This window comes from Stenotrophomonas sp. CASM106 (genome assembly GCF_049384825.1).
GTDB lineage: Bacteria > Pseudomonadota > Gammaproteobacteria > Xanthomonadales > Xanthomonadaceae > Stenotrophomonas > Stenotrophomonas muris.
The window spans coordinates 402,379-426,698 of the sequence record NZ_JBMRFS010000001.1; the positions used below are offsets into that span (position 1 = coordinate 402,379).

Annotated in this window: 33 protein-coding genes; 20 read left to right on the plus strand and 13 right to left on the minus strand. The window is 63.6% G+C overall.

Annotation, left to right across the window (positions count from 1 at the left end):
* Positions 1-14: 14 nt before the first annotated feature.
* Positions 15-620, minus strand: a complete 606-nt coding sequence (locus VG556_RS01895; RefSeq protein ID WP_423179959.1) for a DUF3693 domain-containing protein — start codon at positions 618-620, stop codon at positions 15-17.
* 159 nt (positions 621-779) lie between these two features.
* Here VG556_RS01895 and VG556_RS01900 point away from each other — a divergent pair, with 159 nt between their 5' ends.
* From VG556_RS01900 to VG556_RS01945, 10 genes are all read left to right on the plus strand, one after another.
* Positions 780-1,007 (plus strand): hypothetical protein, encoded by a 228-nt coding sequence (locus tag VG556_RS01900; protein ID WP_139727088.1) that lies wholly within the window; start codon positions 780-782, stop codon positions 1,005-1,007.
* On the plus strand, positions 1,004-1,180 hold the full coding sequence (locus VG556_RS01905) for a hypothetical protein (RefSeq protein ID WP_197620877.1): 177 nt from the start codon (positions 1,004-1,006) through the stop codon (positions 1,178-1,180). The genes VG556_RS01900 and VG556_RS01905 overlap by 4 nt, the downstream gene beginning before the upstream one ends.
* Entirely contained in the window at positions 1,170-2,276 is a 1,107-nt protein-coding gene (locus VG556_RS01910; RefSeq protein WP_423179960.1) for a replication initiation factor domain-containing protein, read from the plus strand. The genes VG556_RS01905 and VG556_RS01910 overlap by 11 nt, the downstream gene beginning before the upstream one ends.
* A 6-nt stretch (positions 2,277-2,282) precedes the next feature.
* Positions 2,283-2,585, plus strand: a complete 303-nt coding sequence (locus VG556_RS01915; RefSeq protein WP_423179961.1) for a single-stranded DNA-binding protein — start codon at positions 2,283-2,285, stop codon at positions 2,583-2,585.
* Positions 2,586-2,588: 3 nt separating this feature from the next.
* Positions 2,589-2,846, plus strand: a complete 258-nt coding sequence (locus VG556_RS01920; RefSeq protein WP_049396930.1) for a hypothetical protein — start codon at positions 2,589-2,591, stop codon at positions 2,844-2,846.
* A 46-nt stretch (positions 2,847-2,892) separates the two neighbouring features.
* Positions 2,893-3,027 (plus strand): hypothetical protein, encoded by a 135-nt coding sequence (locus VG556_RS01925; protein WP_049396927.1) that lies wholly within the window; start codon positions 2,893-2,895, stop codon positions 3,025-3,027.
* A 199-nt stretch (positions 3,028-3,226) separates the two neighbouring features.
* Positions 3,227-3,496 carry a hypothetical protein gene (locus tag VG556_RS01930; protein ID WP_423179962.1) on the plus strand — a complete coding sequence of 90 codons (270 nt, stop codon included), beginning with the start codon at positions 3,227-3,229 and terminating at the stop codon, positions 3,494-3,496.
* 82 nt (positions 3,497-3,578) lie between these two features.
* Positions 3,579-4,664: a hypothetical protein gene (locus VG556_RS01935; RefSeq protein WP_423179963.1), complete on the plus strand. Its 1,086-nt coding sequence runs from the start codon at positions 3,579-3,581 to the stop codon at positions 4,662-4,664.
* Entirely contained in the window at positions 4,661-5,059 is a 399-nt protein-coding gene (locus VG556_RS01940) for a hypothetical protein (protein WP_423179964.1), read from the plus strand. Before VG556_RS01935 ends, VG556_RS01940 begins: the two co-directional genes overlap by 4 nt.
* Before the next feature lie 4 nt (positions 5,060-5,063).
* On the plus strand, positions 5,064-6,353 hold the full coding sequence (locus VG556_RS01945; protein ID WP_423179965.1) for a zonular occludens toxin domain-containing protein: 1,290 nt from the start codon (positions 5,064-5,066) through the stop codon (positions 6,351-6,353).
* 890 nt (positions 6,354-7,243) lie between these two features.
* Here the strand turns inward: VG556_RS01945 and VG556_RS01950 are convergent.
* A complete protein-coding gene (locus tag VG556_RS01950; RefSeq protein WP_197620881.1) occupies positions 7,244-7,624 on the minus strand; it encodes a DUF3653 domain-containing protein in 381 nt (126 codons plus the stop codon).
* Between the two features lie 203 nt (positions 7,625-7,827).
* Between VG556_RS01950 and VG556_RS01955 the strand changes: the two genes are divergently transcribed.
* Entirely contained in the window at positions 7,828-8,178 is a 351-nt protein-coding gene (locus VG556_RS01955) for a DUF3653 domain-containing protein (protein ID WP_423179966.1), read from the plus strand.
* 180 nt (positions 8,179-8,358) lie between these two features.
* Positions 8,359-8,568 (plus strand): hypothetical protein, encoded by a 210-nt coding sequence (locus VG556_RS01960; protein ID WP_423179967.1) that lies wholly within the window; start codon positions 8,359-8,361, stop codon positions 8,566-8,568.
* Positions 8,569-8,679: 111 nt separating this feature from the next.
* On the opposite strand, the gene VG556_RS01965 is transcribed toward VG556_RS01960, so the two are convergent.
* The 9 genes from VG556_RS01965 to VG556_RS02005 form a co-directional block, all read right to left on the minus strand.
* Entirely contained in the window at positions 8,680-9,897 is a 1,218-nt protein-coding gene (locus VG556_RS01965; protein ID WP_374083034.1) for a zonular occludens toxin domain-containing protein, read from the minus strand.
* A complete protein-coding gene (locus VG556_RS01970; protein WP_024957393.1) occupies positions 9,894-10,178 on the minus strand; it encodes a DUF2523 domain-containing protein in 285 nt (94 codons plus the stop codon). The genes VG556_RS01965 and VG556_RS01970 overlap by 4 nt, the downstream gene beginning before the upstream one ends.
* Entirely contained in the window at positions 10,178-11,197 is a 1,020-nt protein-coding gene (locus tag VG556_RS01975; RefSeq protein ID WP_423179974.1) for a virulence factor TspB C-terminal domain-related protein, read from the minus strand. The genes VG556_RS01970 and VG556_RS01975 overlap by 1 nt, the downstream gene beginning before the upstream one ends.
* A gap of 106 nt (positions 11,198-11,303) precedes the next feature.
* Entirely contained in the window at positions 11,304-11,441 is a 138-nt protein-coding gene (locus VG556_RS01980) for a major capsid protein (RefSeq protein ID WP_374083036.1), read from the minus strand.
* A gap of 17 nt (positions 11,442-11,458) precedes the next feature.
* Positions 11,459-11,650, minus strand: a complete 192-nt coding sequence (locus VG556_RS01985; RefSeq protein WP_374083037.1) for a hypothetical protein — start codon at positions 11,648-11,650, stop codon at positions 11,459-11,461.
* A 3-nt stretch (positions 11,651-11,653) separates the two neighbouring features.
* The gene (locus VG556_RS01990; RefSeq protein WP_164072161.1) at positions 11,654-11,953 is read right to left on the minus strand and encodes a single-stranded DNA-binding protein; all 300 of its coding nucleotides are present in this window, start codon (positions 11,951-11,953) and stop codon (positions 11,654-11,656) included.
* A gap of 4 nt (positions 11,954-11,957) precedes the next feature.
* On the minus strand, positions 11,958-13,064 hold the full coding sequence (locus VG556_RS01995) for a replication initiation factor domain-containing protein (protein ID WP_336324736.1): 1,107 nt from the start codon (positions 13,062-13,064) through the stop codon (positions 11,958-11,960).
* The gene (locus VG556_RS02000; RefSeq protein ID WP_423179968.1) at positions 13,054-13,230 is read right to left on the minus strand and encodes a hypothetical protein; all 177 of its coding nucleotides are present in this window, start codon (positions 13,228-13,230) and stop codon (positions 13,054-13,056) included. The genes VG556_RS01995 and VG556_RS02000 overlap by 11 nt, the downstream gene beginning before the upstream one ends.
* Positions 13,227-13,454 carry a hypothetical protein gene (locus VG556_RS02005; protein ID WP_423179969.1) on the minus strand — a complete coding sequence of 76 codons (228 nt, stop codon included), beginning with the start codon at positions 13,452-13,454 and terminating at the stop codon, positions 13,227-13,229. The genes VG556_RS02000 and VG556_RS02005 overlap by 4 nt, the downstream gene beginning before the upstream one ends.
* 134 nt (positions 13,455-13,588) lie before the next feature.
* On the opposite strand from VG556_RS02005, the gene VG556_RS02010 reads away from it, so the two are divergent.
* The 3 genes from VG556_RS02010 (at position 13,589) to VG556_RS02020 (ending at position 15,264) form a co-directional block, all read left to right on the plus strand.
* Positions 13,589-13,975 (plus strand): DUF3693 domain-containing protein, encoded by a 387-nt coding sequence (locus VG556_RS02010; RefSeq protein ID WP_336324739.1) that lies wholly within the window; start codon positions 13,589-13,591, stop codon positions 13,973-13,975.
* A gap of 170 nt (positions 13,976-14,145) precedes the next feature.
* Positions 14,146-14,934: a sensor histidine kinase gene (locus tag VG556_RS02015; RefSeq protein ID WP_238381449.1), complete on the plus strand. Its 789-nt coding sequence runs from the start codon at positions 14,146-14,148 to the stop codon at positions 14,932-14,934.
* The gene (locus tag VG556_RS02020; protein WP_258391313.1) at positions 14,935-15,264 is read left to right on the plus strand and encodes a sensor histidine kinase; all 330 of its coding nucleotides are present in this window, start codon (positions 14,935-14,937) and stop codon (positions 15,262-15,264) included.
* A gap of 22 nt (positions 15,265-15,286) precedes the next feature.
* Here the strand turns inward: VG556_RS02020 and VG556_RS02025 are convergent, their stop codons facing one another.
* Positions 15,287-15,766 carry a GNAT family N-acetyltransferase gene (locus tag VG556_RS02025; RefSeq protein ID WP_111144204.1) on the minus strand — a complete coding sequence of 160 codons (480 nt, stop codon included), beginning with the start codon at positions 15,764-15,766 and terminating at the stop codon, positions 15,287-15,289.
* A gap of 133 nt (positions 15,767-15,899) precedes the next feature.
* On the opposite strand from VG556_RS02025, the gene VG556_RS02030 reads away from it, so the two are divergent.
* Both VG556_RS02030 and VG556_RS02035 read left to right on the plus strand, forming a co-directional pair.
* Positions 15,900-18,095, plus strand: a complete 2,196-nt coding sequence (locus VG556_RS02030) for a hypothetical protein (RefSeq protein WP_100450038.1) — start codon at positions 15,900-15,902, stop codon at positions 18,093-18,095.
* Between the two features lie 71 nt (positions 18,096-18,166).
* Complete coding sequence (locus tag VG556_RS02035) at positions 18,167-18,652, plus strand: TspO/MBR family protein (RefSeq protein ID WP_049405294.1); 486 nt, start codon at positions 18,167-18,169, stop codon at positions 18,650-18,652.
* A gap of 16 nt (positions 18,653-18,668) precedes the next feature.
* Here VG556_RS02035 and VG556_RS02040 read toward each other — a convergent pair whose 3' ends face one another.
* On the minus strand, positions 18,669-18,962 hold the full coding sequence (locus VG556_RS02040) for a hypothetical protein (RefSeq protein ID WP_014647137.1): 294 nt from the start codon (positions 18,960-18,962) through the stop codon (positions 18,669-18,671).
* A gap of 263 nt (positions 18,963-19,225) precedes the next feature.
* Between VG556_RS02040 and VG556_RS02045 the strand changes: the two genes are divergently transcribed.
* From VG556_RS02045 to VG556_RS02055, 3 genes are read left to right on the plus strand one after another with little or no spacing between them, the layout of a single operon-like run.
* The gene (locus VG556_RS02045; protein WP_111144203.1) at positions 19,226-21,463 is read left to right on the plus strand and encodes an ATP-binding protein; all 2,238 of its coding nucleotides are present in this window, start codon (positions 19,226-19,228) and stop codon (positions 21,461-21,463) included.
* Positions 21,460-21,927 carry a response regulator gene (locus VG556_RS02050; RefSeq protein ID WP_100450037.1) on the plus strand — a complete coding sequence of 156 codons (468 nt, stop codon included), beginning with the start codon at positions 21,460-21,462 and terminating at the stop codon, positions 21,925-21,927. The genes VG556_RS02045 and VG556_RS02050 overlap by 4 nt, the downstream gene beginning before the upstream one ends.
* Positions 21,920-24,319, plus strand: a complete 2,400-nt coding sequence (locus VG556_RS02055) for a response regulator (RefSeq protein WP_100450036.1) — start codon at positions 21,920-21,922, stop codon at positions 24,317-24,319. Before VG556_RS02050 ends, VG556_RS02055 begins: the two co-directional genes overlap by 8 nt.
* Position 24,320: the final 1 nt, after the last annotated feature.

Genomic DNA, 24,320 nt, shown 5'->3' on the forward strand with positions numbered 1-24,320 from the left:
CAAGCTCTGACCGATCAGGTGCGCAGTTGGGAACTCAAGGGCGAGCTGGATGTGGAGCCAGAAATCGAGGGCGTCTTAGGTGCGGATCCAGGAATCAAGGGCATCTTTGGGGGAGATCTGGAAATCGCGGGCGTCCTTGTGGGGAAATACGGGCGGACAGCTGTGGGATCTGGGGCGTTTCCGTTGTGGCAGTCACCGAGCCAGAGGCCCAGCCATTGCCACGCGGAGCCGACGAACCGTGCCAAGGTCGATACAGCATTTCGCATAATGTATACAACGTGGGCGTTATCGAAGCCCGTGACTGCCGCCTGAGCCTTATGGGGCAGAGCGAAGCCAACAGCCAGGCATAGCGCCATTGCCGTCGCCGCTAAGCGCTTCCAGAAGGTACGCTCCGGCGAGGTCAGCGCCGCACGTTTCATGATCTCAATTGCCTGCTTTTCAGGCTCCGGATGCCCTTGGATACGGAGTGCATCCGCCACCACCCACACCTGCGGCACACGCCTACCCATGCGGTAGTGGCCGATTGCGCCATCTGTGATTCCCAGCAGCGGCGCCAGCTTTGAATAGCTCTCGACCTTGGCCGCTACGCGGGTCCGCTCAAAGAAGTCATTCCAGTCCATAGCTGCCTCGGGTTCATGTACGGGTGTAGCCTACAGGTGTTGACGCCTACGGATGTAGGCGCGTATAAAGCCCCATCGCCTACGGATGTAGACGATCCCGCCACCGGCACCCCAAGGCCGCTGGCGGGTTTCCTTGGGGCTTGGGGTAGGGGAACAGGGATGATCGATCCGCTCATTACCTTCGCGCTGCTGGCGGCCATCGTGGCCGTGTCCATTGGCGGCGCCCGCATCGTTTCGTGGCTGCTCGACCGGCGTGAGTACACCGCCGCGCAGCAGCTGCGCGAAGCCCAGGTCATCGCACTCGCGCGGGCCGAAATTGCTGCCACGAAGCGCGGTGATCTGCTCGCTGCCGCTGAGCTGGCCGAAGCTCAGGAGCGAGTCGCATGAGCATCCATACCTTTGCCGCTGAACTTGCGGAGGCCGATATGGGCCTTTTCGCATGCGCTGTACTGATTGTCGTCTGGCTCGGCAGCGCAATCGCTTCAATCGTGATTGAGCAGTCATGGCTTGGGATCCGTCGCCTGTGGAAGCTCTGGAAGGGCCGCGCCAATGGTCGGTGATCGCGCGGCGCTGGCCGGGTCGGGACTCCCCTCGTCTAACAGGGGAGTCAGTGAATTCAGGAACCCCGAGGGAACCCTGACGGTCGGCATCGACTGGTTCTCCGCTTCGATCGATCTGCGCGCAGCGCTGGACGAGGTCGCGTTCCGTGATGGCGACAGCTTCGAAGAAGTCCGCCAGTGGATCGAGTTCTCCCCGGAAAACGCACGTATTGCGGCCCTGCAGGTGTTCTGCTGGTTCTTCGCAGGGCTGGGCCTCGAACTGGATGAAGCAGCAGGCGGCGGTCGCTTCTACACGTGGCGAATCAAGATCATCGACGCGGCCAAGAAGTTCGTCGGCATGATTGAACTGGGCGGCGAAGAGTGCCGCCGCGCCGATGGGACGTATACCGCCCGCATCGAGCTAACCGGCGATGGATGCAAGGCGATAAGCGCAGCGCGCTGCGGCCATGCGCAGCGGTGGCTGGAGCTTCGAGCGAAGCTCGAAAGCTGCGCCGGAAGGATCACCCGTGTTGACGTGTGCGCCGATGACCTGGTGGGCGAATACCCATTGCGTCTGGCGCAGAAGTGGTACGCCGCTGGCGAGTTCGATAACCGTGGGCAGCGCCCGAAGGCGCAGCTGGTGGACGACTACGACAGCGGCGACGGCAAGACGTTCTATGTGGGCGGCAAGAAGTCGGAGAAGCAGCTGCGCGTCTACGAGAAGGGCAGGGAACAAGGCGACAAAAGTTCGCCGTGGGTGCGCTATGAGGCGCAGTTCCGCAACTCCAACCGCAAGGAACTGCCCCTCGACATTCTGCGTGATCCGGCCTCCTACCTACTCGGGGCCTATCCGGTGCTGTCCTTTCTGCGCTGTGTTGCCACGCGCATCGAAATCACGAAAGCCGCCGTTGAGGCGACGTGGAAGAGCGTACGCCGCCACATCCGCCGCCAGTACGGCGCAGCCCTCAATTTCATCGCCAAGAACTGCCCTGACGATCAGGCATTGCGGGCGGTAATCGAATCCTGCACTTCGCCATCGCTGCCGAAGTGGGTCACAGGTGACACAGCAGCGCACTGGCCCGAAATCGCGGCCGTACATCAAACCTCAAAGGGGTAACTACATATGAGCATCAAGGTAACCGTCCTGAAAGCCGAAATCGAAGAGCGCGGCGGCACGTTCGAGGGCAACAAGGGTGAGCAGATCAGCTACACCACTCGCAAGCAGAAGGCACGCCTTGAATCGGATGGCTTCGCTTACCCGTATGACGTCCGCCTCCAGGACGGCCAGCCCGGCTACCCGCCCGGCGATTACGAGTTCGATGTCGAGTCCATGCTCCAGATCAACAAGGGCGTGGCCTCGCTGAGCAAGTTCACCGTGCTGCGCCCGCTGTCGAAGGCGCCCGTGCGCCCGGCTGCTCAGGTTTAAGCCATGGCCGTGTGCGTGTCTCTGACAGCTGAGGGGACGCTTGTACCCACCGGGGAGCCTGCATCGCAGTGTGGTGGGTATGTGCTTGTGTCGGCGGCAGAACACGCACAGGCCTCAATTCTCATCGATCTATTCCAGTGGCCCGAGCCGGAAGTGGCAACTGGTTGGTTCTCGGGGGTGTTCACGCTGGTGCTCGCACTGAACGTGCTGGGCTACATCGTGGGCGCCGTCGTGAAGTCGGTCAGTACAGAGCGGGATTGACCACCCCATCTAACGCGCACAACGCGCACAACAAAGGAGCAGTGCAATGGACTTCGGCGACATTCTGACCGGCCTCGCAGCCGCCAGCGCAGTCAGCGCGATCATCAGCGCAGGTGCCATCAAGGCATCCCCGGGCTTCGCCCGCTGGGCGACCAACAAGGTCGCCACCTTCTTCCGCTGATCGCGGGAGAATTGTGACGGGGAGGGGCTGGGAAACCGGCCCCGATTCCTATGCAGACACAGCCCGATGACGTGAGCGCCGACGAGTGCCAGGACGATTGGTGCCCAGAGTGTGGTGGCGATGACGTGATCGTGTTGGACGACGGCAATCTGTGGTGCACGGAGTGCCGCGCCGTCGTTGATTACTAGGGGGGCGGTTGATGGACTTCAGTGGGGTGTTCCTCGGGCTATCCGTCGCACAGGTGGTGGCAGCGATTGTTGGTGCCGGCACGTTGATGGCGCTCCCTTGGTTCGGACGATGGTGTGTCGACAAGATCGCAGGCTTCTTTGAGGACCGCGAGGACCAGGACGCGGACGAACACGCTGACGATGAGGCGGGAGAGGTTGAAGAGGTCGTGTGCGCTGACACCGGCCATGACTATGACGGTGGCGAGTGCGTCTTTTGCGGCGCACCGGAAAGGGGGGAGTGACGATGCTTGTGTGCATGGTCTTTGCGTTCATTGGTGGTCTTGCTGGTCATGCGGTCGCCCTGGCATTCAATGAGGCCAGTCAGTGACCCGCACGGCTCTTCTTCTCATAGCACTCGCGCTGGGCAGTCTTGTCCCACATGCCGCGTTTGCCCAGTCCACGGGGTACGGCATGTGCGGCACGAACGCCACATGGGAAACCGGACAGGTGCCCGTTGGCTGCGATCAGGGAATCGCATATTCCGAGTGCAAAGCAAAGGAGACTGAGGCTTCGGCCGCAATCGAGCAGCGTTACGGCATGCCAGGAAAAGCAGAGAAGCTCAATTGCCCAGCGGTGGGGCTAAACCCCACTTACTTTCGCTGCTACGTTCGCATTCCATCTGTTGGTGAAACAGAGTGTGGAAAGTACTACTTCAGCTCTCAGTGTTCGGCACGCCCAGAAGAGACCAGCTGGAAGGGCGGCGGAAACAATGGGCTTGAAAGCGTGTGCAGCAAAGGTTGCGTTTACAGCGGCTCGCTCTATGCACAGGCGCCAACGGGTCGCCTCTTTACGCCCACTGGTGCAACGTGCACGGAGAACGATCATCCTGCCCCCACCACGCCCGATCCGGGTGAAGGCGGGGGCGATGGCGGCGGTGATGGTGGCGGTGATGGTGGCGGTGATGGGGGCGGTGACGGCGAGGGTGGTGACGGGGGCGGTGACGGCGACGGTGGTGACGGCGGGGGTGGTGATGGTGGCGGTGGCACCGGCCCGGGGGACGGGGACGGGGACGGAGATGGGGACGGCGACTGCAAGGATCCGGACGGCTGTGCGGGACCCGGACCGGGACCGGGACCGGGACCGGGTGAGGGCGGCGGCAGTGACGGAGGTGCGCCGGGACCTACAACGGGACGCCTCTACAAGAAGTCCGGCAAGACGGTTCAGCAGGTGATAGCGGAGTTCAAGACGGCCATCGAAGGCGCCCCGATCTTGTCGAAGGTAAAAGGTTTCTTCGGCAACTGCACAGGCGGTGGCACTTGTCCGACTGCAACGTGGGATGGTGGACAGTACGCGGGCAAGTTTGACCTGGCCTCGCTGTGCTCTGGCCCACTGCTACAGCTATTCCAGTACGCCGGATTCATCTTCCTTGCAGGCATGGGCATCGTGGCGCTGAGGTGGGCACTGCTATGAGGCGTAATCATCTGATCGTGCTGGCTGCTGCGCTGCTTGTGCTTGTGCTGTCAGCTTCGTGGGCATATGCCGATGGGGTAGGGCCGGTCACCGCCCTTACCACGTGGGCAAAGGAACAGATCACGTCGTTGTGGGCAGACTTCTCCGACTTCATGACGGATCTGCAGACCGACTTCATCGAGCTGGTGTTGTCGTTCGTCAAGGCCATCGTGTACCTGATTCCAGCGCCTGATTTCCTATCGCAGATCAGCTTCTGCGCAATGCTCAACGCTGCGGGACCGTGGACCGCCTTCATCGTTGCCCAGTTGCGCGTAGGTGAGGCTATCGCTGTGTTGACGGCTGCACTTGTATTCCGCCTTGTGCGGGTGTTCCTCACTCTCTTCCAGTGGACGTAACGAAATGATCTTCGGCCATGAAGGCTTGCCGCGCAGCGGCAAGAGCTACGAGGCGGTTCTGCATCACATCCTTCCTGCATTGCGCGCTAAGCGCCATGTCTACGTGCGCCTAAACGGGGTAGGGGAGAGCCTCGACAAGATCGCCGCGCACCTGGGCATGCCTGAAGAAGAGGTGCGCGAGCTGGTGCACGTGATGGGCGACAAGGAAGTGGTTGATTGGTGCGTATGCGACACCGACAACGATGGCGCCATTTCGTTTCCGCATATCGAGAAGCACGCACTGATCGTGATCGATGAGGCACACGAATACTGGCCTACCAATCGCGCCAACCTGCCCGAGCGCACTGCAAACTTCTTCGCCAAGCACGGCCATATCAGCTTGGACATGGTGATCATTTCGCAGGACTGCAAAGACCTGCATCGCTTGATCATCCGCCGCATGGCGAAGAAGAACACGTATACCAAGCTCGACGCGCTGGGGTCCGATCAGCGCTACTCGGTGAGGTTCTACGCTGCCACCGGCACCGGCAAATACGAAACCGTTGGCACCGAGGTGCGTAAGTATGATCCGGCCATATGGGAGCTGTACCACGGCGTGCAGCCTGGCATCGAGTCCAATGAGGTCTACAAGGGAAACACGCGCACTTTGTGGAAGACCCTGCGCGGCCCATCAATCGTAATGGGCCTCGCGCTTGTCATCGGCGTGGTGATGTTCCTGCGGTTCTTCTTCGCAGAAGGTTCCACAGGCGAGGAGAGCAAGCTAAAGGAAGTTGTCAAGACGCAGAAGGCCGCAATTCCCGCGATAGCGCACGCGCCGGGTGCTCAGCCGGCCACGGTGGTCACAAAGGTCGAGACACCCAAGGCGAAGGAGAAGCTTCCTGCGGGCGTTCAGTACATTCTGGACATGGCGGCCAATGCCAGGGCGAGGCACGCCGGGTGGTACGGTCAGCGCGACATCGTGGAGTTTCGCGCGTCAGGCGGCGGGCAAGTGCTCGATCGATTCACCACTGAGCAGCTGTGGGCGCTGGGCTGGTCTGTGAAGCGAACCGAATTCGGCGTGTTACTGAGCGCTAAGGGGCACGAGATTATCGCCACGACTTGGCCCGTGGACCCGTTTGGCGAGCAGTCCGATGCTACGACCGCGCGCATAAAGGCTGCGGCGGGGTCGCCTGTGACGAGCGCGAGCGAGACACAGCCGACCACCGCCGCAGCCAGCGGAAGCACGCTAATTGCAGTTGGGAAGCGGCCTATGGCCACGTTCCCGGAATCGCCGCCTTATCCGGCCAGCTTTTGAGGCGTGATGCGTCACACAAATGGCGAGTATCGAGTACCATCCCTCCATCCAAAGGGGGCGAAATGGACATTCGACCAGGCCTATTTCTGGCTCTGCTGCTTTCGGCACCTGTACATGCGCAACAGCTACGCTCGGCCACCGGCCCGCAGCCAGTGCCCAGGTACACGCCACCAACACCGAAGGCGAGCAACCTTGGCGCTGAGCCGCTGAAATGCCAGCAGCACCTCGATCCGCGCATCCGCCTCTATTGCGCCGAGATTGAGCGGTCCCTGATACAAGGGCAGGCGCGTCGTCAAGGCCTCCCAACGCCATCGAGCGAAATTGTTCGCATGCCTGCTTACGGGAGTGCCGAGGCAAAGCGGCTGGGCGCTGCCTGCATGGGGGGGACCGCAATGCGTCGACTAAACAACGGCTGGGAGCAGCTGCGGAACTCCAGAGGTGAATGGCTACGTTGCCGTGAGGGATAGACCGTGCCGTCCAAATGGTTCGAAGTGCACAGCGGGATGTCAAGAATCGTCCTCCTCATCGGGCGGTACGCGGTCAAGGTCCCGCGGCTGTCAGGGGCGTCACGAATCAAGCAGGGTTTGAACTGCAATCAAGCCGAGGTCGACGCGTGGCGACAGCAGCATTACCCGAACCTTTGCCCACTGCTCTGGGCGACTCCAGGGCCACTCTTGCTTGTGATGGCCCGAGCAAGAAGCATGTCAGATGCCGAATTCGACGAGTGGTTCGATTCGGATGATTGGCCACACGTGGTTGGCCGGTGCACACCATTTGAGCCGAAGAGCGCGGATGCCGGCGTACTGCCCGATGGGCGCAGAGTAATGGTGGACTACGGGGCGCTTGGTTACGAGCGGGGGTGTAGGGGCGGCGCCCCTACGGAAAACGCCTCACCCGCGCTGGCGAGGTCTAGGCCCCGGGAGCGGCAGGACACTTAGCGCGGGTTCGGCGTCAGGGCCAGCCATCGCCACCGCCGAACGCTGTTTGCGTTGGCTCACAACGTCCCGCAGATTGACGACAGTGGCAGGATGATGGCGAATGCTGGCATCGCGATTGCGCACATTTCTGGAACTGTCGATCGACGGCGCCGAGCGGGCAGCTTCCATCATTCGGCGCCATTCCTGCGCCTGACAGGCGGTGAGCGACAACCACGCCAGATCCTCGGGCAGCAACTCGCGGCCTTCGGGCGTGATCAGACGATCACCGATGAAAGAAAAACCGGCCCAAGGGCCGGTCAAGTCGATACGGTGGTGCGGGTCGAACTCAATCATGCCGCGATCTCATCCTTGGTCGGGGACTGAGGACGCAGGCAAGAGCCGAGCCAGAGGCCCAGCCATTGCCACGCGGAGCCGACGAACCGTGCCAAGGTCGATACAGCATTTCGCATAATGTATATTATGTTCAAGCTCCTGAGGGGGTGGCTGGCACGGCTCTTGCCTCGCCCCCTGACCCTGTTGCGGCATGGAGCCTGATTGTGCGTGATCGGAACCTAACCGGCCCTTGGGCCGGTTTTTCGTTTAAGGCTGGCCGACTGGTCACACCCGAAGGCCGCGAGTTGCTGCCCGAAGATCTGGCCTGGCTGTCGCTCACTGCTGCGCAGGCGCAGGAATGGCGAAGGTTGATGGAGGATGCTTCGAGCTCGAAGATTCGAGCTCGAGATCGCCGGAAACCCTTGGCGTACAAGGCTGCCGAAATTGTAGATCTCCGAGATGCTGTCCGGCGACGCACCGAAAAGCGGTTATCCGGGGTGATGGCTGGTCCCGACGCCGACCTATCGATAGGTGTCCCACCAGCACCGGGGCCGAGACCTCGTCAGCGCGTGTAAGGCGCTTCCGTAGGGGCGCTGCCCCTACACCCCGTAGAATGGCCGCTGGATCACTTGGGGGTGCCATAGATGGCGAGTTCGACGGGACTGGTGTGGAAGGTGGCCCTAGGGGTGTTCTTGGGCGGAAGTGCATTGCTCTTGGCGACATGCGGCGTCCTGGGCGTAGCGCGACACGCCGCCATGAAGGAGCAGGAGCGCGCCGGGGAGGCCCTCGCCCGCCAGCTCTACCCCAAGTCCATGCCAGTCGAAGAAGCGCGGTCGAAACGGGAAAGCCTGCTGCGCGAAGAAGCCCCCAAGAGGATTCCACCGGGATACCGATGCATCAATGGACAAGGATTTCGACGCGTGGAGAACGGCTGGGTGCAGGTGTCTTCTTCCTGCACGCCGTGACGCATCACAGTTTGCAGCGCGAGAAGGCCCAATCCATCCATCGGGCAACCCAGTAGTGAATGTCTAGACGCGAGTTCATGCGCCGAGTATAGGCCGGCCTGAGACGCTTTGTCAGAAGCTGGCCGGATAAGGCGGCGATTCGGGGAACGTGCCCATTGGGCGCTTGCCAACCTCAACGAGCGCGTGCGGAGACGGTTCACGCGTGCTGGATGGTTCGGACTGAGCGACACTCCGGGCCGGATCATCCCGACGCGGGTCAGCCTCCTGCCGGGGTGCCCGATAGGGATTGTAGGCCGGGCCATCGCGCGCGATCGCCACGCACACTGGGACCGAAATACTGGCCTTGGTGCCCTGCTCGGTCACGCACGTGCAGGTGGTGTCCTGCTCAGTCGTGCCGGATGCCATGCAGTACAGCTCAGGCTGCGACTGCACTGTGCGCTCATCGAAGGCGGGCGCCGACCAAGGCTGAAACTCGACTCGCGGCTTGTGCTTCGCCACGTATTCTTCGCGGGAGAGGGGCCGTGCCGCCGCCATGCCCGCGCCCAAGGGCGCCAGGGCAGCGGCGGTCGGCAAAGCACCGGCCCCCTGCTCTTCCTTCTTGGGTGATGCGGTGGAAGGCTTGACGACGAAAATCCAGATCAGCCACAGGCAGACAATCAGCGTTACTGCCATAGATAGGCCCTGCCAAACACGCTTGGGCACTTTGAACTTGTGGCTGGCTGTATGGAGCGTGGCGCTGCGATAGCGCTCATACAGTGCCTTCGGGTAAGACCATATTTCTTCCTCAGCCTTATCGCGCACACGCTCGTCATACGGATCTGGCTGGACACGCGACCACGTAAGCACGCCTGCGCGTTGCATACCAAACGTACGGTTCATGTGAGTATGCGAGCCAATCAGGCTCCGCACCTGGTGGTGAATCTTGCTCGGCCACTGGGTGATGAAAACCAAGTCGAAACCACGGTGGCGATGCGTGGACATTGAGCGAATTCGAGGATCGTCGGATTCACCGGGCTTGCCGGTGGATGGAAACAGCCTCCCGTAACGCTCCAGCCCCTGCGTGTTGCCATCAGAATGAGCTTCGTCGTACAGCACGAACGAACCATCCGGAAGCTGGGTCCAGTCGTTGTGTTCTGGAAGCTTTTCAAGCCATGGGAAGGCTTGCGGATTCTCGTCGGTCGTAGCCCCCGCGATGTTGGTAAAGAAGCGCCGCGGCTGCGCCTTGCCCTCTTTGACCTGCTGCTGGTTCTGCTCATAGAACTCGTGAGCCATCGACATGGCACGCAGGGTTTTACCGTTGCCCGGTTGTCCGGAAATGAGATACATCATTTGGAAGCCGCCTTCTGTACAGCCACCTTGCCTGCGTCAATCACAACGCGGGTGACGATGGCAGAGCCAATGAGGGTGATCGCCTCCCCTGCTCCCGCCATCAGCATGACGTTAGCCAGGTCGGCGGCGATGCCCGACCATTTCTGCGTAATCAGATTAAGTGCGCCTTTCACCAGCGGGAGCAATGCTGCACCCGTCGCGAGGCCAAGGCCGGCTCCGGTGAGTACACGAGCAAGAGAGTTGCCCAACAGTTGGACAAGGAACGCTGCTAACCAGGGCATTATTTGCGCACTCCCGCGACGATGTAAGCCGCTGCGATGCCAGCGCAGGCGATGACAAGACCTCGAATCATCAGCGCGAAGTCACAGAGCGGCTTGAACTCAAAATTGACACTGGTGCTGATGCCTCCCAAGGCGACTGTCACGACCTTGGTCGCTGGGCAAGACCCATTGCCTAGACCGCTGGACCACTGGCCCAAGTAGCTGCTCGGGATGGGAGGGTCCATGTAAGGCATCGGAACGTCACCCGGATACTGCGGATCGCCCGGAAGGCTGGGGTTCTCACCGCCATCACCGGGCCCGCCATCGCCGTCCCCATCGCCATCACCGTCACCGTCACCGTCACCGTCCCCGTCCCCTTCTCCGTCACCGCCGCCGTCACCACCACCTGAACCACCGTCGCCGCCACCGTCGCCTCCGCCATCACTACCGCCATCACCATCCCCGCCGCCAGTCTCGCCACCAGTACCGCCACCATCATCTCCACCGCCGTCCCCTACAGGTTTCGGCTCCGGAGCATCCGACTCAGTACAGGTCCCACCTGTCGGTGAATATCCGATTCCGGAGGTGGCCTCAGCATCGAGCGAACTGGAATACATACAGCCCTTGTGGCAAACGTTCACAGTGGCAGCAGTGCCACCACCTTGCCAGCCAAGCTCGTAAGGTCGGGCGCTACAGCGCTCACCGAAGTAGTACTTGCCGCACTCAGTGTCGCCAATTCCAGGAATGCGGGCATAGCAGCGAAAGTAGGTTGGATTCTGACCCACAGCCGGACAACCGAGCTTCTCCGCCTTGCCCGGCATTCCGTAGCGCTGCTCAAGCGATGAAGCCGCTTCGTCTTCCTTAGCCTTGCACTCAGAGAAGGCAATGCCCTGATCGCAACCAGCTGGAATCTGCCCCGTCTCCCATGTGGCATTGGTACCGCACATGCCGTACCCCGACGACTGTGCGTGAGCCACTGGGGCAATGCCCATGGACGAAGCCCATGCGAGGATGATGACGAGCCAGCGCACCTCAATCACCAAACGCGATGTAGAGCGCAGCACTACCTACGCAGAGAACGAATAGACCGAGCATGACAGCCCCCGATGAAAAGGGGCCGGATTGCCCGGCCCCGTGTTACAGCGATCAACCGAAGATCGCGCCCTTGATCCACTTGAAGCCGACCGAGATCGCGGCCGGTGCCAGCTTGGCAGCACCGATCAGGCCGATGGTGGCCGCCAGAGTGCCAAGAATTTCCAGTGCTGCAGTTGCGTCGAGATTCATATTGCTACCCCTTGTCGTTAGTTGCGGATGGTTCTGCCTAACTGCTTGTATGCCCACGCCACGGCGAAACACACTGCGACCATGGACAGAATTCCCGACACTTCGGCAGTGGAAAGGTCGGGAATCTCGGTGCGCGGCACGAATCCAGCCTGCTCACAGGTGCCGGTCTGCTGGTTGAATTGCAGGCATTCGTAGACGTACCGCGCCATGACTTAGGCCTGCGCTGCCGGGCGCGGTGCAGCCTTCTGCAGCGGGCGCAGAACCGTGAACTTGCTCAGGGTTGCAACGCCCTTGTTGACCTGCAGCATGGCCGGGACGTCGAGCTCGTACTCGCCCGCCTGATAGCCCGGCTGACCCTTGTCCAGGCGCACATCGAACGGATAGGCGAAACCGTCCGCCTCCAGCTTGGCGCGCTGCTTGCGGGTGGTGAATTCAACGTTCTCGTTGCGGTCGTTGGTGAAGCTTCCGCCACGCTCGTTGATCTGCGAATCCAGTACGGTGACCTTGATCATTTCGTTACCCCTTTGAGGTTGGTTGTACGGCCGCGATTTCGGGCCAGTGCGCTGCTGTGTCACCTGTGACCCACTTCGGCAGCGATGGCGAAGTGCAGGATTCGATTACCGACCGCAGGGACTGATCGTCCGGGCAGTTCTTGGCGATGAAATTGAGGGCCGCGCCGTACTGGCGGCGGATGTGGCGGCGAACGCTCTTCCAAGTCGCTTCAACGGCGGCTTTCGTGATTTCGATGCGCGTGGCGACACAGCGCAGAAAGGACAGGACCGGATAAGCCCCGAGCAGGTAGGAGGCCGGATCGCGCAGAATGTCGAGCGGCAGTTCCTTGCGATTGGAGTTGCGGAACTGCGCCTCATAGCGCACCCACGGCGAACTCTTATCGCCCTGCTCCCTGCCCTTCTCGTAGACCCGCAGCTGCTTTTCCGACTTCTTGCCGCCCACATAGAACGTCTTGCCGTCGCCGCTGTCGTAGTCGTCCACCAGCTGCGCCTTGGGGCGCTGACCACGGTTGTCGAAGTCGCCATTGGCGTACCACTTCTGTGCCATGCGCAATGGGTAATCGCCCACCAGGTCATCGGCGCACACATCGACACGGGTGATCCTCCCGGCGCAGCTTTCGAGCTTCGCTCGAAGCTCCAGCCACCGCTGCGCATGGCCGCAGCGCGCTGCGCTAATCGCCTTGCATCCATCGCCGGTAAGTTCGATGCGGGCGGTATACGTACCATCTGCGCGGCGGCACTCTTCGCCACCGAGTTCGATCATCCCAACGAACTTCTTGGCCGCGTCGATGATCTTGATTCGCCACGTGTAGAAGCGGCCGCCGCCGGCCGTTTCATCCAGTTCAAGACCCAGACCGGCGAAGAACCAGCAGAACACCTGCAAGGCCGCAATGCGGGCGTTGTCCGGGGAGAACTCGATCCACTGGCGGACCTCTTCGAAGCTGTCGCCATCACGGAACGCAATCTCGTCCAGCGCTGCGCGCAGATCGATGGAAGCGGAGAACCAGTCAATGCCGACCGTCAGGGTTCCCTCGGGGTTCCTGAATTCACTGACTCCCCTGTTAGACGAGGGGAGTCCCGACCCGGCCAGCACCGCGCGATCACCGACCATTGGCGCGGTCCTTCCAGGTCTTGCACAGGCGGCGGATCACAAGCCATGCCTGCTCAATCACGATTGAAGCCATCGCGCCGCCGAGGCAGACGACAATCAGCACCGCACATGCGAAGAGGCCCATATCGGTCTCCGCGAGCTCGGCGGCAAAGGAATGAATGCTCATGCGACTCGCTCCTGTGCATCGGCCAGCTCAGCTGCAGCGTGCAGATCACCGCGCTTGGTGGCGGCAATCTCAGCCTGTGCGAGTGCGATCACCTGGGCTTCGCGGGACCGCTGCGAGGCGGTGTAGTCACGCCTGTCGAGCAGCCACGAAACGATGCGAGCGCCGCCAATCGACACGGCCACGATGGCCGCTAGCAGCACGAAGGTAACGAGCGGGTTGATCATCCCTATCCCCTGCCCCAAGCCCCAAGAGGACCCGCCAGCGGTCTTGGGGAGCGACTGGCGGGGTGTATAGGAATCCCGATACACGGACGCATGTATAGTGGTGGCCATACACCACTGTCAAGGGATTTCTAGACATGTCAGCCACGTCTGATCTGCTGGACCGAGTGCGGGATGCCGCGAACATCCCGTCCGACAACGTTTTGAGCCAACGGCTCGGCATCACGCGCGCCGTCATCAGCGGCTGGCGGAACGGGAACTACCCCGTCCCGGACGAACGAATTGCGCAGCTGTGCGACATGGCAAAGCTGGATGGGCCGCTCTGGATGGCACTCATCCACGCCGAGCGCGCAACGTCGGCGGTCGAGCGGAAGATCTGGCGTCTCATGCTGGACAGGATCAGCGCGGCGGCTGCGGTCGTCGCGCTGGTAGCGCTGTCAATGCCGGGCCTCGCAAACGCAAAAACCGCCCAAATTCAGGCGATTAGCGCTGCCGACAACGGCGGTATGTATATTATGTTCTAGCCAGACTGGCCCGGGCGACCGCCGCCCGGGCCCAACCCGCGCTGCAGGCTCCCCCTTCAAATGGCCGCCCCAACACCGGCAGAACCGCGCCCCACAGGCCGAGCCTTTCTCACCCCGTATCCAAACGCCCTCGTGTAGGCTCGGCGCACCACTTAAGGACGGGTTTGGCGATGCGCCTGGCTGATTTTATCGAACAGAATGCGCGGGAAATCCTCGACGACGCGGTGGCATTCGCCGAAACGCAGGCACCCGATACCGTCGAGTTCAGCGCAAAGCAACTTCGGAATCATCTTCCCCAGATTCTTCAGGCGGTCATAGACGATCTCAGATCGCCGCAGACAGACTCCCAGCAGCTCGCGAAGTCCCACGGGCTTGCACCGTTGAAACCCGGCCCCGAGTCCGCCGCGTCCTATCATGGCCGAACCCGCGCCATCGCCGGCTTTGGCCTCAACCAGATGGTGGCTGAGTATCGAGCGCTTCGGGCTTCGGTACTTCGGCGATGGGCATCCGACCAGCGGCTGGTCACTTCATCGATCGATGACATCCTTCGTTTCAATGAGGCCATCGACCAGGCGGTGGCCGAATCCCTTGCTCAGTTCTCTGCCGAGGTCGAATCCTGGCGGCAGATCTTCCTCGCGGCGCTCGGGCATGATCTCCGAGGCCCCTTGGCAGCGATCATCTTCTCGGCAGACACCCTGGCCAGTGGGCTGCGGGACCCAGCTTTGGCCAAGCAGGCCGAGCGGATCATCAACGGCAGCATGCGCATGAAAAAGCTGCTGGACGACCTGCTGGCTTACAGCCGCAGCAAGCTGGGCGATGGGATGGCCATTCATCCGGTGGACTGCGATCTTGCCCAATCGCTTGGCGAGGAAGTCGAATTGCTTCGCGCTGCCCTGCCCCACGTCCCTATCACGTATGAGGTTGAAGGCGATGCCCGCGGTTGCTTCGATGCCTCTTAGTTGCGCGAGGCGGTTCACAACCTCACGACCAACGCCGCAAAGTACGGCGAACACGGCACCGATGTGCGGATCAGCGTTGAGGGCCTCGCCGACCAGATCCTGATCACGGTGAGCAACACGGGGGCCGAACTGTCGGACGAAGCGTTCAACAGCCTGTTCGATCCCTTGCGCCGAGGCTCGCACAACGCGTCACAGGGAGAACACGCGAGCCTTGGCCTCGGCCTGTTCCTGGTGCGGGAAATCTGCCACGCGCACCGCGGCACTGTCCATGGACGATGGCGTGATGGCCGCACCTCATTCGTCATCACACTCCCGAAGAATGCTGATTGATGCGGCCGACCTGGCGACGGCACTACAGGAACCTGTGCATCACGAAGACATCGACCAACCCGCGCCTGCCATGCCGGAAGGCCTCTGGCAGCGTTCCAACCACCGCAAACCCCAGCTTCCGGTACAGCGCCACCGCCGGGCCGTTGGTGCTGACCACGTAATTGAAGTGCATGGCCAGGAACCCTTCCGCCCTCGCCCGCTCCAGGCTGTGTTCCACCAGGGCTCGGCCCACGCCCCGCCCCTGTGTCGCGGCGTCGACCACATACGTGGCGCTGGCCACATGCGCCCCAAGGTCAGGGAAATTCGGGCCCATCTTGTACATGCCCACAACCCGGCCCTCCAGCACAGCTACATGAGGTACCTGGGCCTGAAACCAATGCGCGCGAAACGTCTCGACAGCGAAAGAGCCAGCAAAGGGCAGCGCATCCTGCGTCGCAATGGCTTGCTCGAACATGCCCCACATCACGTCGAAATCGCCTGCACGGGCGGGCCGGATATCCATGCGACTCCTGCAGATCTGTGGTGGTGACCAGGCCGGACACTACCAGAATCCAACGCCTGCTCCGTAGCTGCTTCACGCGCCACCGCCATCGGCTCGGCAATAGTTGCAGATATTCCGGCCTTCAGAGCAGTAGATGCCCCCTGTTTCCGCGCACATCCCGCACCGGCTTCGACGGTGGCGTGTTCCTGCCTGCGTCCTGCTGGGCATCTACCTGCTGTACCTGCTGGCCGGCAACATCTTCCTCAACACACCGCTGTTTGACCAGGTCACCAACCGCAAGCCGCACAAGTTCGTGATGACCACTGGGCCGGCCATTACCGTGCTGCCAGGCCATGTCATCGCCTGGAACGTGCACATGCGCGGCCATGTGAACCACACGGTCTACGTGCTGCACGCCGACCGCGCCAGCGCTCGTCTGGCGGTACTGCCCCTGTTCCAGCGCGAAGTGCGGGTGCCCCGGCTGCAGGCCACCGGGGTTTCGGCCGAGATCAGCCGCGTGGAAGAGGCCATCCCGCCACCGCCGCGCAGCGACCGGGGCTGGACCCTGCGCTTCGACGCCATCCACAGCGATAGTATCCGCAGCGCACGTTTCGGCAAGCTGCTGATCATCGGCCAGGGGCAGGGCACGGTGGGCTTCCTCAAGCAGCTGCGCGGCGGGCCGTCGGAACTGTTCGAATCCGAGGTTGCATTCAGCGATGCGGACACCAGTTTTGACGGCGTGCAGCTGTTGGGCGACATGGATCTCACCGCGCGCTTCAGCTATCCGCGCCATTATCGGGACCAGGCGCCCGGCCTGGCCAAGTTGAAGCTGCTGCATGCCCAGCTCGAGGTCGATGCCCGCAGCCAGGGCCTGCGCATGGACACCAATGCCACAACGCCGAAGATCTCCAGCGCACCAGTGCCCGGACGACTGCAGGCCGCACTCCACCTGATCGATGGCCAACTGCAGCCCGGCGACCACGCGCTGTGGCAGGTGCCGCTCTACCTGGGCGACGGCGCCCCCGATCGCGGCATGCTGGCGCTGCAACTCAATGTGGCCAGGGATCTGCGCCTGCAGGCCCGCTTGCCGCCAAAGTCCGGTTCAGGCAGCGAGGTGGATGCCGATCTGCATATCAGTGGCCGGGACATTCCTTTCCAACAGCCCGCACTGCTGCTGGAACGCAGCTCTGGCACAGTGCGCGGCGAATGGACGTTCACCTCGCTCAACTGGATCCCTGCCCTGTTCGTGCGCAAGCCGTGGCTGCAGCTGGATGGCGGCGGCACGCTGAAGGCAGACCTGCGCCTTCGCAACGGCGAGCTGACCGAAGGCAGCACCGTGGACATTCCTGCGGCCGAAGCCGTGGCCGAGGTGGCGGGTGTGCGCTTGGCGGGCACGGCCAGCGCCCACGGCGAACTGAAGGCCGGCACGCCCAGCCAGGCGCGGCTGGCCGTCCGGTTGCCCCGCTTCACCGCGCGGCCAGGCGATGCCAAGGACGTGCGCCTGTTCGACGGCCGGGATCTGGCCCTGGACCTGACCGGCGATGGCCGCCTGCAGGAACTGCGCAAAGGCGTCCGCGCGCAGCTGCGCTTCAGTGAAGCCACCATCCCTGATCTGACCGCCTACAACCGTTACCTGGGCTCGCCCCAGGTGCGACTGCTCCGTGGCACCGGCACCGTGAGTGGTGATGCGACCCTCGATACCGACGGGCGCGTCGGCCATGGCACGGCCCGGCTGTTGGGGCGCAACGCCAGTGCAAAGGTGGCAGGGCTGGACATGGGCGGCGATATCGACGTGAACGCAACACTGCGCCGGGGAGACTTCAACCAGCGTCATTTCGATCTGTCCGGCACCACGGTCGAGCTGCGCAACGTGCAGGTGGCGGGCACGCAGGGCTCGACGGCATGGAAAGGCCGCGTGGACTTCAAGCGTGGGCGCATCGATGCGCAGTCGCCGTTCCAGGTGGATGCGACCACGGACCTGGATCTCAGCGATGCACGACCGTTGCTGGCGCTGTTCGCAGAGCGCACCGATTACCCGCGCTGGACCTTGTCCCTGCTGGATTCCGGCCAGGTGCAGGCCCAGGCGACGCTGCGCTGGCGTCCGGGCCATCTGGTCATCGACGGGCTGCAGGCCGAGAACGATCGCCTTTCGGTGCGCGCGCGGCTGGATCTGCTGGAACAGCGCAAGCGCGGTGATCTGTATCTACGGTGGGGGCTGCTGGGTGCGGGCATCGAGCTGGACGGCGACCAGCGCCAATGGCATCTGGCCAAGGCACGCGAGTGGTTTGACCAGCAGCCTTCGCTGCTGCCAGCGGGCCAGGGCACGGGTGCTGCAGGCTCGTCGCACTGAAGGCAACCGTCTGCATCCATTGGCGGCCCCGGTGCGTATACACCGACGCCCCAATCGACGAGTTGCACGCAATGAACAAGCGCACACAGGCCTATGGCCTTCTGGGATGGGGGGCGATCACCTTCGCCGCCGCCGCACTGGGCGCGTGGGCCTCGACGTCCGCCGCCAGCTTCTATGCCACGCTCGTCCTGCCGGCATGGGCGCCGCCTGCCGGTCTGTTTGGCCCGGTATGGACCCTGCTGTACGCCATGATGGCGATTGCGGCGTGGCTGGTCTGGCGGGAGCGCGGCTGGCGCGGCGCGCGGCCTGCGCTGTGGCTCTATCTGGTGCAGCTGGCCATCAATGCACTGTGGAGCTGGCTGTTCTTCGGCTGGAAGCTGGGCGCCCTCGCCTTCGTCGACATCCTGGTGCTGGTGGCGCTGGTGTGCGCGACGATGCTCGCGTTCGTGCGCGTCCGCACGATGGCAGCCATACTGCTGCTGCCCTATCTGGCCTGGATTTGCTTCGCCTCGGCGCTCAACTTCGCAGTCTGGCGTGCCAACCCCGGCCTGCTGTGATAGCGCGCCGCATCGCTTACGCCTGGGCCACGACCTGTGGGCGCCAGTTCCTCAACAGCGCCGGCTTGAACGCCTGCTGCCCGCAGCCGGTGGGGCAACGCACCACACGCGCCGACGAATGGCTGACCAGCCCTTGTCCTTCTTCGGCCTTGAACACCGTCTCGCAGGACAGGCAACGGGCCACCAGCGAATACAGGTGCAGCAACCGGCCACTGGCGGGGTCCTGCAGGGCATCCACATCCAGCAGTTCGAACTGGCAACTGTCAGCCAGCATGCGGTACGGCGTAGAAGGCAGGGTCTGCAGGTTCACGGGCGTGGTATCCGACGGAAGTCGAGCCACCCTAGGGCAGCCGCTGTCGAGCCGGCGTGCAGCGCAGATGCACTGGCCGCGAAGCCGGCAGAGACGCCTGCCGCATGCGCATCGCTGCTTGTATGAAGAATTCAGTTTCAGATGGAGGACACGCCACATGCACAGGGAGGTAGGCGGATACGCTCTTTTGCTTCACCATCCATGGTTACCGGATACACCGCTGGGTCGTTCCTGCCCTTCACGAATGATGAGTCCCGCCCTTGATGCCTTCTGCTGAGCCCACGCACGACGCTGCCCTGTCGCGTTGCGCGCGCGAACCGATCCATACCCCCGGCGCGATCCAGCCGTACGGTGTGCTTCTGGTGGTGGAACCGCACTCGCTGCAGGTGCGTGAGCGCGCCATCAGCCACCCCGCCCTGCTGCAGCAGTTCGGCGAGCCGTTGATGCAACACGTCGCCGAGGTGATGGGTGGCGTGCTGGCGCCGTTCCAGGCGGTGTTGCAGCAGGCCACGGTTGGCAGCAGCGCACACGTGGGCGCGGTGCATCTGGATGGCCATGGCCGCCACCAGCTGCTCGTGCACCGGTCTGCAACCGACCTTTTGGTTGAACTGGAGGCGCCGGTTCCGGGCCAGCCCGGTTCGCTGGAAGAGCTGTACCCGGCGATCCGCGAGCTGATGTCCGGCATCGAGACCGCCACGACGGTGGAAGACCTGTGCAGGCTGGCCGCCGCGCATGTGCGACGCCTCACCGGCTTCGACCGCACCCTGGTCTACCAGTTCGATGCAGGCTGGAATGGCACGGTGGTGGCCGAGGACGGCAACGGCCTGCTGCCATCCTATCTGGACCTGCGCTTCCCCGAATCGGACATCCCCGCCCAGGCGCGTGAGCTGTACCGCCGCAACCGGGTGCGCCTGATTGCGGACAGCGATTACACCCCTGCACCGCTGCTGCGCGCGGAAGCGCATCGCGACGCGCCGCCCACCGACCTTAGCCTGGCCGTGCTGCGCAGCGTCTCGCCCGTGCACCTGCAGTACATGCGCAACATGGGCACCGGGGCATCAATGTCGGTGTCGCTGGTGCACGAAGGGCGGCTGTGGGGCCTGGTGTCCTGCCACGCGGTGCAGCCGCGCCGCCTGCCGTACCACGTGCGTACGGCCTGTGAGTTCATGGGCCAGATCCTGTCACTGCAGATCGCGCTGAAGGAGCGCGCGCGCGCGATCGAGGAACGCGTGGCCCGTCGCTCGGTGCTGGTCAAGCTGCTGGCACGCATGGCCGGGGACGAAGAGTTCATGGCGGCGCTGCGCCACGATGAGGCCAGCCTGCTCTCCCTGACCGGCGCGGCCGGCGCGGCCATCGTGCACAAGGGGGACTGCATGCGCGTAGGGCAGTGCCCGCCCCCCAGCGAGGTGCTGGCCCTGGCCGACTGGCTGGCCAACCAGCACGCCGGGCAGGAAATGTACTGCACCGATCATCTCGCCGCCGACTGGTCGCCTGCCGCGCACCTGACCGACGTGGCCAGTGGCCTGCTGGCGGTGTCGATCTCGCAGCTCCATCACAGCTACCTGATGTGGTTCCGGCCGGAGGTCGTGCGCACCGTGCGCTGGGGGGGCGACCCGCGCAAGACCGATGCGCCCGGCGTGGCCCTGTCGCCGCGCAACTCGTTCGAGGCGTGGAAGGAGACCGTGCAGCGGCGCAGCCTGCCGTGGAGTGATGCCGACTGCGATGCCGCGCACGAAATGCGCACCGCCATTGTCGACATCGTGCTGCGCAAGGCCGAGGAAATGGCGGAGCTGAACGAACAGCTGGTGCGCAGCAACAAGGAACTGGAAGCGTTCTCCTATTCGGTCAGCCACGACCTGCGCGCTCCCTTCCGCCACATCGTCGGCTACTCGGAGCTGCTGGGCAGCTCTGCGGGCGAGCGCCTCAACGACACCGAACGCCGCTTCCTCGACACCATCGTGGAATCGGCGAAATCGGCCGGCACGTTGGTGGATGACCTGCTCAGCTTCTCGCAGATGGGCCGCTCGACGGTGGGCCGGGTGCGGCTGGACATGGCTGCACTGGCCGAGGACGTGCGCAGGACGTTGGCCCTGGACTATGCCGGCCGCGAGGTGCAATGGACGCTGGCGCCGCTGCCGGAAGTCGAGGCCGATCCGACCATGCTGCGCCTGGTCTGGCAGAACCTGCTGGGCAACGCGATCAAGTTCACCCGCGAGCGCGAGCAGGCAGTTATCGAGGTCGGCCACGAACGCAACGACGACGAAGACCATTTCTTCGTGCGCGACAACGGCTGCGGCTTCGACATGCGCTACGTGGACAAGCTGTTCGGCGTGTTCCAGCGCCTGCATCACGTCGAGGAATTCGAAGGCACCGGCATCGGCCTGGCCAATGTGCGCCGCATCATCGGCCGCCACGGCGGCCGCACCTGGGCCGAGGGCGAACCCGGCAAGGGCGCCACGATCCATTTCACCCTACCCCGTTCCACAGGAGATCACCCATGAGGGACCTGCGGCCGATCCTCCTGGTCGAGGACAGCCCCAAAGACGCCGAGCTGACGATGGCCGCGTTGTCACGCTGCCAGCTGCTGAACGACGTCATCCACGTGCGCGATGGCGCCGAGGCGCTGGACTACCTGCGCTGCGAAGGCAAGTTCGCCGGCGCCATGCACGGCGGCCCGGTCGTGGTGCTGCTGGACCTGAAGCTGCCCAAGGTCAATGGCCTGGAAGTGCTCGAACAGGTCCGTGGCGACGCGCAGCTGAGCAGCACCCCGATCGTGATGCTGACCTCCTCACGCGAGGAACAGGATCTGGTGCGGAGCTACGAACTGGGCGTCAATGCATTCGTGGTCAAGCCGGTCGATTTCAAGGAATTCTTCGATGCCATCCAGGGGCTGGGCATGTTCTGGGGCATCACCAACCAACCACCGCCGCACCGGCCCAACGGTTCGGGACAGCGCCATGCGTGATGGATCGCGCCGCAGTGAGCGCCTGCGCATCCTCATGCTGGAGGACAGCGCGCTTGACGCGGAGCTGATCAGCGCACAGCTGCAGCGCGCAGGCCTCGACTTCGAGGCCGAGCGGCTGTGGACCCGCAATGCGTTCATCGAGGCGATCGACAATCGCCCCTTCGACATCATCCTGGCCGACCACGTACTGCCCGGATTCGATGGCGATGCCGCCCTTGCGCTGGCGCGCGAGCGCATCCCGCACACGCCTTTCATCTTCGTCTCCGGCACCCTGACCGAAGAGCTGGCCGTGCAGGCCTTGACCCGCGGCGCACGCGACTATGTGGTGAAGCAGCGCCTGCAGCGCTTGCCGGATGCCATCCGTCGCGCGCGGCAGGAAGCCCACGAGCGCAACCAGCTGGTGCAGGCGCAGGCTGCGCTCAATGAGAGCCAGGCGCAGCTGCAGCAGGTGACCGACGCCGTTCCGGCGCTGATCGCCCGGCTCGACAAGGACCACCGCTACCGCTTCGCGAACAAGGCATTCCTGGATTGGCATGGCGTGAGCCAGGCCGAATTGCTGGGACGCCTTGCCCGCGATGTCAGCGGCATCAGCGCCTTCGAACGTGCCCTCCCCAGCCTGGAACGCGTGCTGCAGGGCGAGCGCACCAGCTTCCAGGTCGAGCTCGTGCATCGCAGCGGCCAGTCACGATTCGTGCAGATGGACTGCGTGCCGGAGCATGCCGCCGATGGCAGCGTGGCCGGCTACATCTGCATGGGCAGCGACGTATCGGTGTTGAAGCAGGCCGAACTGGCCCTGCGTGAGGACAACCAGGTCCTGGAGCAGCAGGTGCAGGCGCGCACCGCCGAACTGCGGGCCAGCAAACGGCGGCTGCAGGCAATCTTTGAATCCAGCTTCCAGCATCAGGTGTTGCTGGATCTGTCCGGGCGCGTGGTCGATGCCAATGACGCTTCATTGGCCGCCGTGCTGGCGGACAAGAAGGACATTGTCGGCCAGCGCTTCGGCGAATCCTTGTGGTTCGCCAACACCGACGGCGTCGGCACGGTGGTTGACCAGGCCGTCGCCGCGGCGGCGCAGGGTCGCAACTCGCTGCATTCCCTCGAGCTGGAACTGCCCACCGGCCGGCGCAGCTTCGATGTCTCGCTGCGCCCGCTGCTGGACGCCGACGGCGTGGCCACCGCCGTGGTATCGGAGGCGGTGGAAACCACTGCGCGGCGGCAGGCCGAGCATGCGCTTCGCCAGTCGCAGAAGATCGAGGCGGTCGGCCAGCTCACCGGCGGCATCGCGCATGATTTCAACAACATCCTGACGGTGATCTCGGGCAACATCGAGCACGCCATGCTGCTCAGCGAACGGGCCGGCGAAGCCGGCGCGATGGCCAGCCGTGCCCTGGACAATGCCCTGAAGGGGGTTGGCCGTGCCGCCAGCCTCACCCAGCGCCTGCTCGCCTTTGCCCGGCGCCAGCCGCTGCACAGCCAGGCAGCCAACCTCAACGAGTGCCTGCTGGACATGCAGGACATGCTGCGGCGGGCGCTGGGCGAACTGGTGCAACTGGACATCCGCACCGCCGAGGACATCTGGTGCGTGGAGATCGACATCAGCCAACTGGAAGCGTCGGTGCTGAACCTGGCGGTCAATGCGCGCGACGCGATGCCGCACGGCGGCCGCCTGGTGATCGAAGTCGACAACAGCCACCTCGACCACGACTACGCCGCATTGTTCCCGGATGCTTCCCCCGGCGAGTATGTGATGCTGCGGGTGCGCGACAACGGCCACGGCATGGACGCGGCCACCCTGGCGCGCGTGTTCGAGCCGTTCTTCACCACCAAGCAGGTCGGTCGCGGCACCGGGCTCGGCCTGTCGATGGTGCACGGCTTCGTGAAGCAGTCCGGTGGCCACGTGCTGATCGATTCGGTGGAAGGCGGCGGTACCAGCATCACCATGATGTTCCCGCGCTCGCCTCTGGCGCTGCCTTGCGAGGCTCGCGTCCCGCAGACGGGCCTGGCCGGCTACTCGCCACGCGAGGAAACCGTGCTGGTGGCCGAGGACAACGACGATGTCCGTGCGCATACAGTCGATGCGCTGCGCCTGCTGGGCTACCGCGTGCTGGAAGCGCACGACGGCCCCTCGGCGTTGCGGCTGCTGGAACGGCCGGACACCAAGGTCGACCTGCTGTTCTCGGACGTGGTGATGCCGGGCATGTCCGGCTGGGAGCTGGTGCGTGAGGTGCGTGAACGCTGGCCGGCAATCGCGGTCCTGTTCACGTCAGGCTATCCACGCGACCACGATGCGGTTGGCGCGCTGGGGCGTGCAGCCGCCCTGCTGCCAAAGCCATTTACCCGCAGTGACCTTGCGCTGGCAGTGCGCACCGCGCTGGAGGCTGCGCCGCGCTGAG

Coding starts and splice junctions, on each gene's coding strand:
- VG556_RS01895 (WP_423179959.1), bottom strand. CDS start 620: ATGGACTGGAATGACTTCTTTGAGCGGACCCGCGTAGCGGCCAAGGTC.
- VG556_RS01900 (WP_139727088.1), top strand. CDS start 780: ATGATCGATCCGCTCATTACCTTCGCGCTGCTGGCGGCCATCGTGGCC.
- VG556_RS01905 (WP_197620877.1), top strand. CDS start 1,004: ATGAGCATCCATACCTTTGCCGCTGAACTTGCGGAGGCCGATATGGGC.
- VG556_RS01910 (WP_423179960.1), top strand. CDS start 1,170: ATGGTCGGTGATCGCGCGGCGCTGGCCGGGTCGGGACTCCCCTCGTCT.
- VG556_RS01915 (WP_423179961.1), top strand. CDS start 2,283: ATGAGCATCAAGGTAACCGTCCTGAAAGCCGAAATCGAAGAGCGCGGC.
- VG556_RS01920 (WP_049396930.1), top strand. CDS start 2,589: ATGGCCGTGTGCGTGTCTCTGACAGCTGAGGGGACGCTTGTACCCACC.
- VG556_RS01925 (WP_049396927.1), top strand. CDS start 2,893: ATGGACTTCGGCGACATTCTGACCGGCCTCGCAGCCGCCAGCGCAGTC.
- VG556_RS01930 (WP_423179962.1), top strand. CDS start 3,227: ATGGACTTCAGTGGGGTGTTCCTCGGGCTATCCGTCGCACAGGTGGTG.
- VG556_RS01940 (WP_423179964.1), top strand. CDS start 4,661: ATGAGGCGTAATCATCTGATCGTGCTGGCTGCTGCGCTGCTTGTGCTT.
- VG556_RS01945 (WP_423179965.1), top strand. CDS start 5,064: ATGATCTTCGGCCATGAAGGCTTGCCGCGCAGCGGCAAGAGCTACGAG.
- VG556_RS01950 (WP_197620881.1), bottom strand. CDS start 7,624: ATGATTGAGTTCGACCCGCACCACCGTATCGACTTGACCGGCCCTTGG.
- VG556_RS01960 (WP_423179967.1), top strand. CDS start 8,359: ATGAAGGAGCAGGAGCGCGCCGGGGAGGCCCTCGCCCGCCAGCTCTAC.
- VG556_RS01965 (WP_374083034.1), bottom strand. CDS start 9,897: ATGATGTATCTCATTTCCGGACAACCGGGCAACGGTAAAACCCTGCGT.
- VG556_RS01970 (WP_024957393.1), bottom strand. CDS start 10,178: ATGCCCTGGTTAGCAGCGTTCCTTGTCCAACTGTTGGGCAACTCTCTT.
- VG556_RS01980 (WP_374083036.1), bottom strand. CDS start 11,441: ATGAATCTCGACGCAACTGCAGCACTGGAAATTCTTGGCACTCTGGCG.
- VG556_RS01985 (WP_374083037.1), bottom strand. CDS start 11,650: ATGGCGCGGTACGTCTACGAATGCCTGCAATTCAACCAGCAGACCGGC.
- VG556_RS01990 (WP_164072161.1), bottom strand. CDS start 11,953: ATGATCAAGGTCACCGTACTGGATTCGCAGATCAACGAGCGTGGCGGA.
- VG556_RS01995 (WP_336324736.1), bottom strand. CDS start 13,064: ATGGTCGGTGATCGCGCGGTGCTGGCCGGGTCGGGACTCCCCTCGTCT.
- VG556_RS02000 (WP_423179968.1), bottom strand. CDS start 13,230: ATGAGCATTCATTCCTTTGCCGCCGAGCTCGCGGAGACCGATATGGGC.
- VG556_RS02005 (WP_423179969.1), bottom strand. CDS start 13,454: ATGATCAACCCGCTCGTTACCTTCGTGCTGCTAGCGGCCATCGTGGCC.
- VG556_RS02010 (WP_336324739.1), top strand. CDS start 13,589: ATGTCAGCCACGTCTGATCTGCTGGACCGAGTGCGGGATGCCGCGAAC.
- VG556_RS02015 (WP_238381449.1), top strand. CDS start 14,146: ATGCGCCTGGCTGATTTTATCGAACAGAATGCGCGGGAAATCCTCGAC.
- VG556_RS02025 (WP_111144204.1), bottom strand. CDS start 15,766: ATGGATATCCGGCCCGCCCGTGCAGGCGATTTCGACGTGATGTGGGGC.
- VG556_RS02030 (WP_100450038.1), top strand. CDS start 15,900: ATGCCCCCTGTTTCCGCGCACATCCCGCACCGGCTTCGACGGTGGCGT.
- VG556_RS02035 (WP_049405294.1), top strand. CDS start 18,167: ATGAACAAGCGCACACAGGCCTATGGCCTTCTGGGATGGGGGGCGATC.
- VG556_RS02045 (WP_111144203.1), top strand. CDS start 19,226: ATGCCTTCTGCTGAGCCCACGCACGACGCTGCCCTGTCGCGTTGCGCG.
- VG556_RS02050 (WP_100450037.1), top strand. CDS start 21,460: ATGAGGGACCTGCGGCCGATCCTCCTGGTCGAGGACAGCCCCAAAGAC.
- VG556_RS02055 (WP_100450036.1), top strand. CDS start 21,920: ATGCGTGATGGATCGCGCCGCAGTGAGCGCCTGCGCATCCTCATGCTG.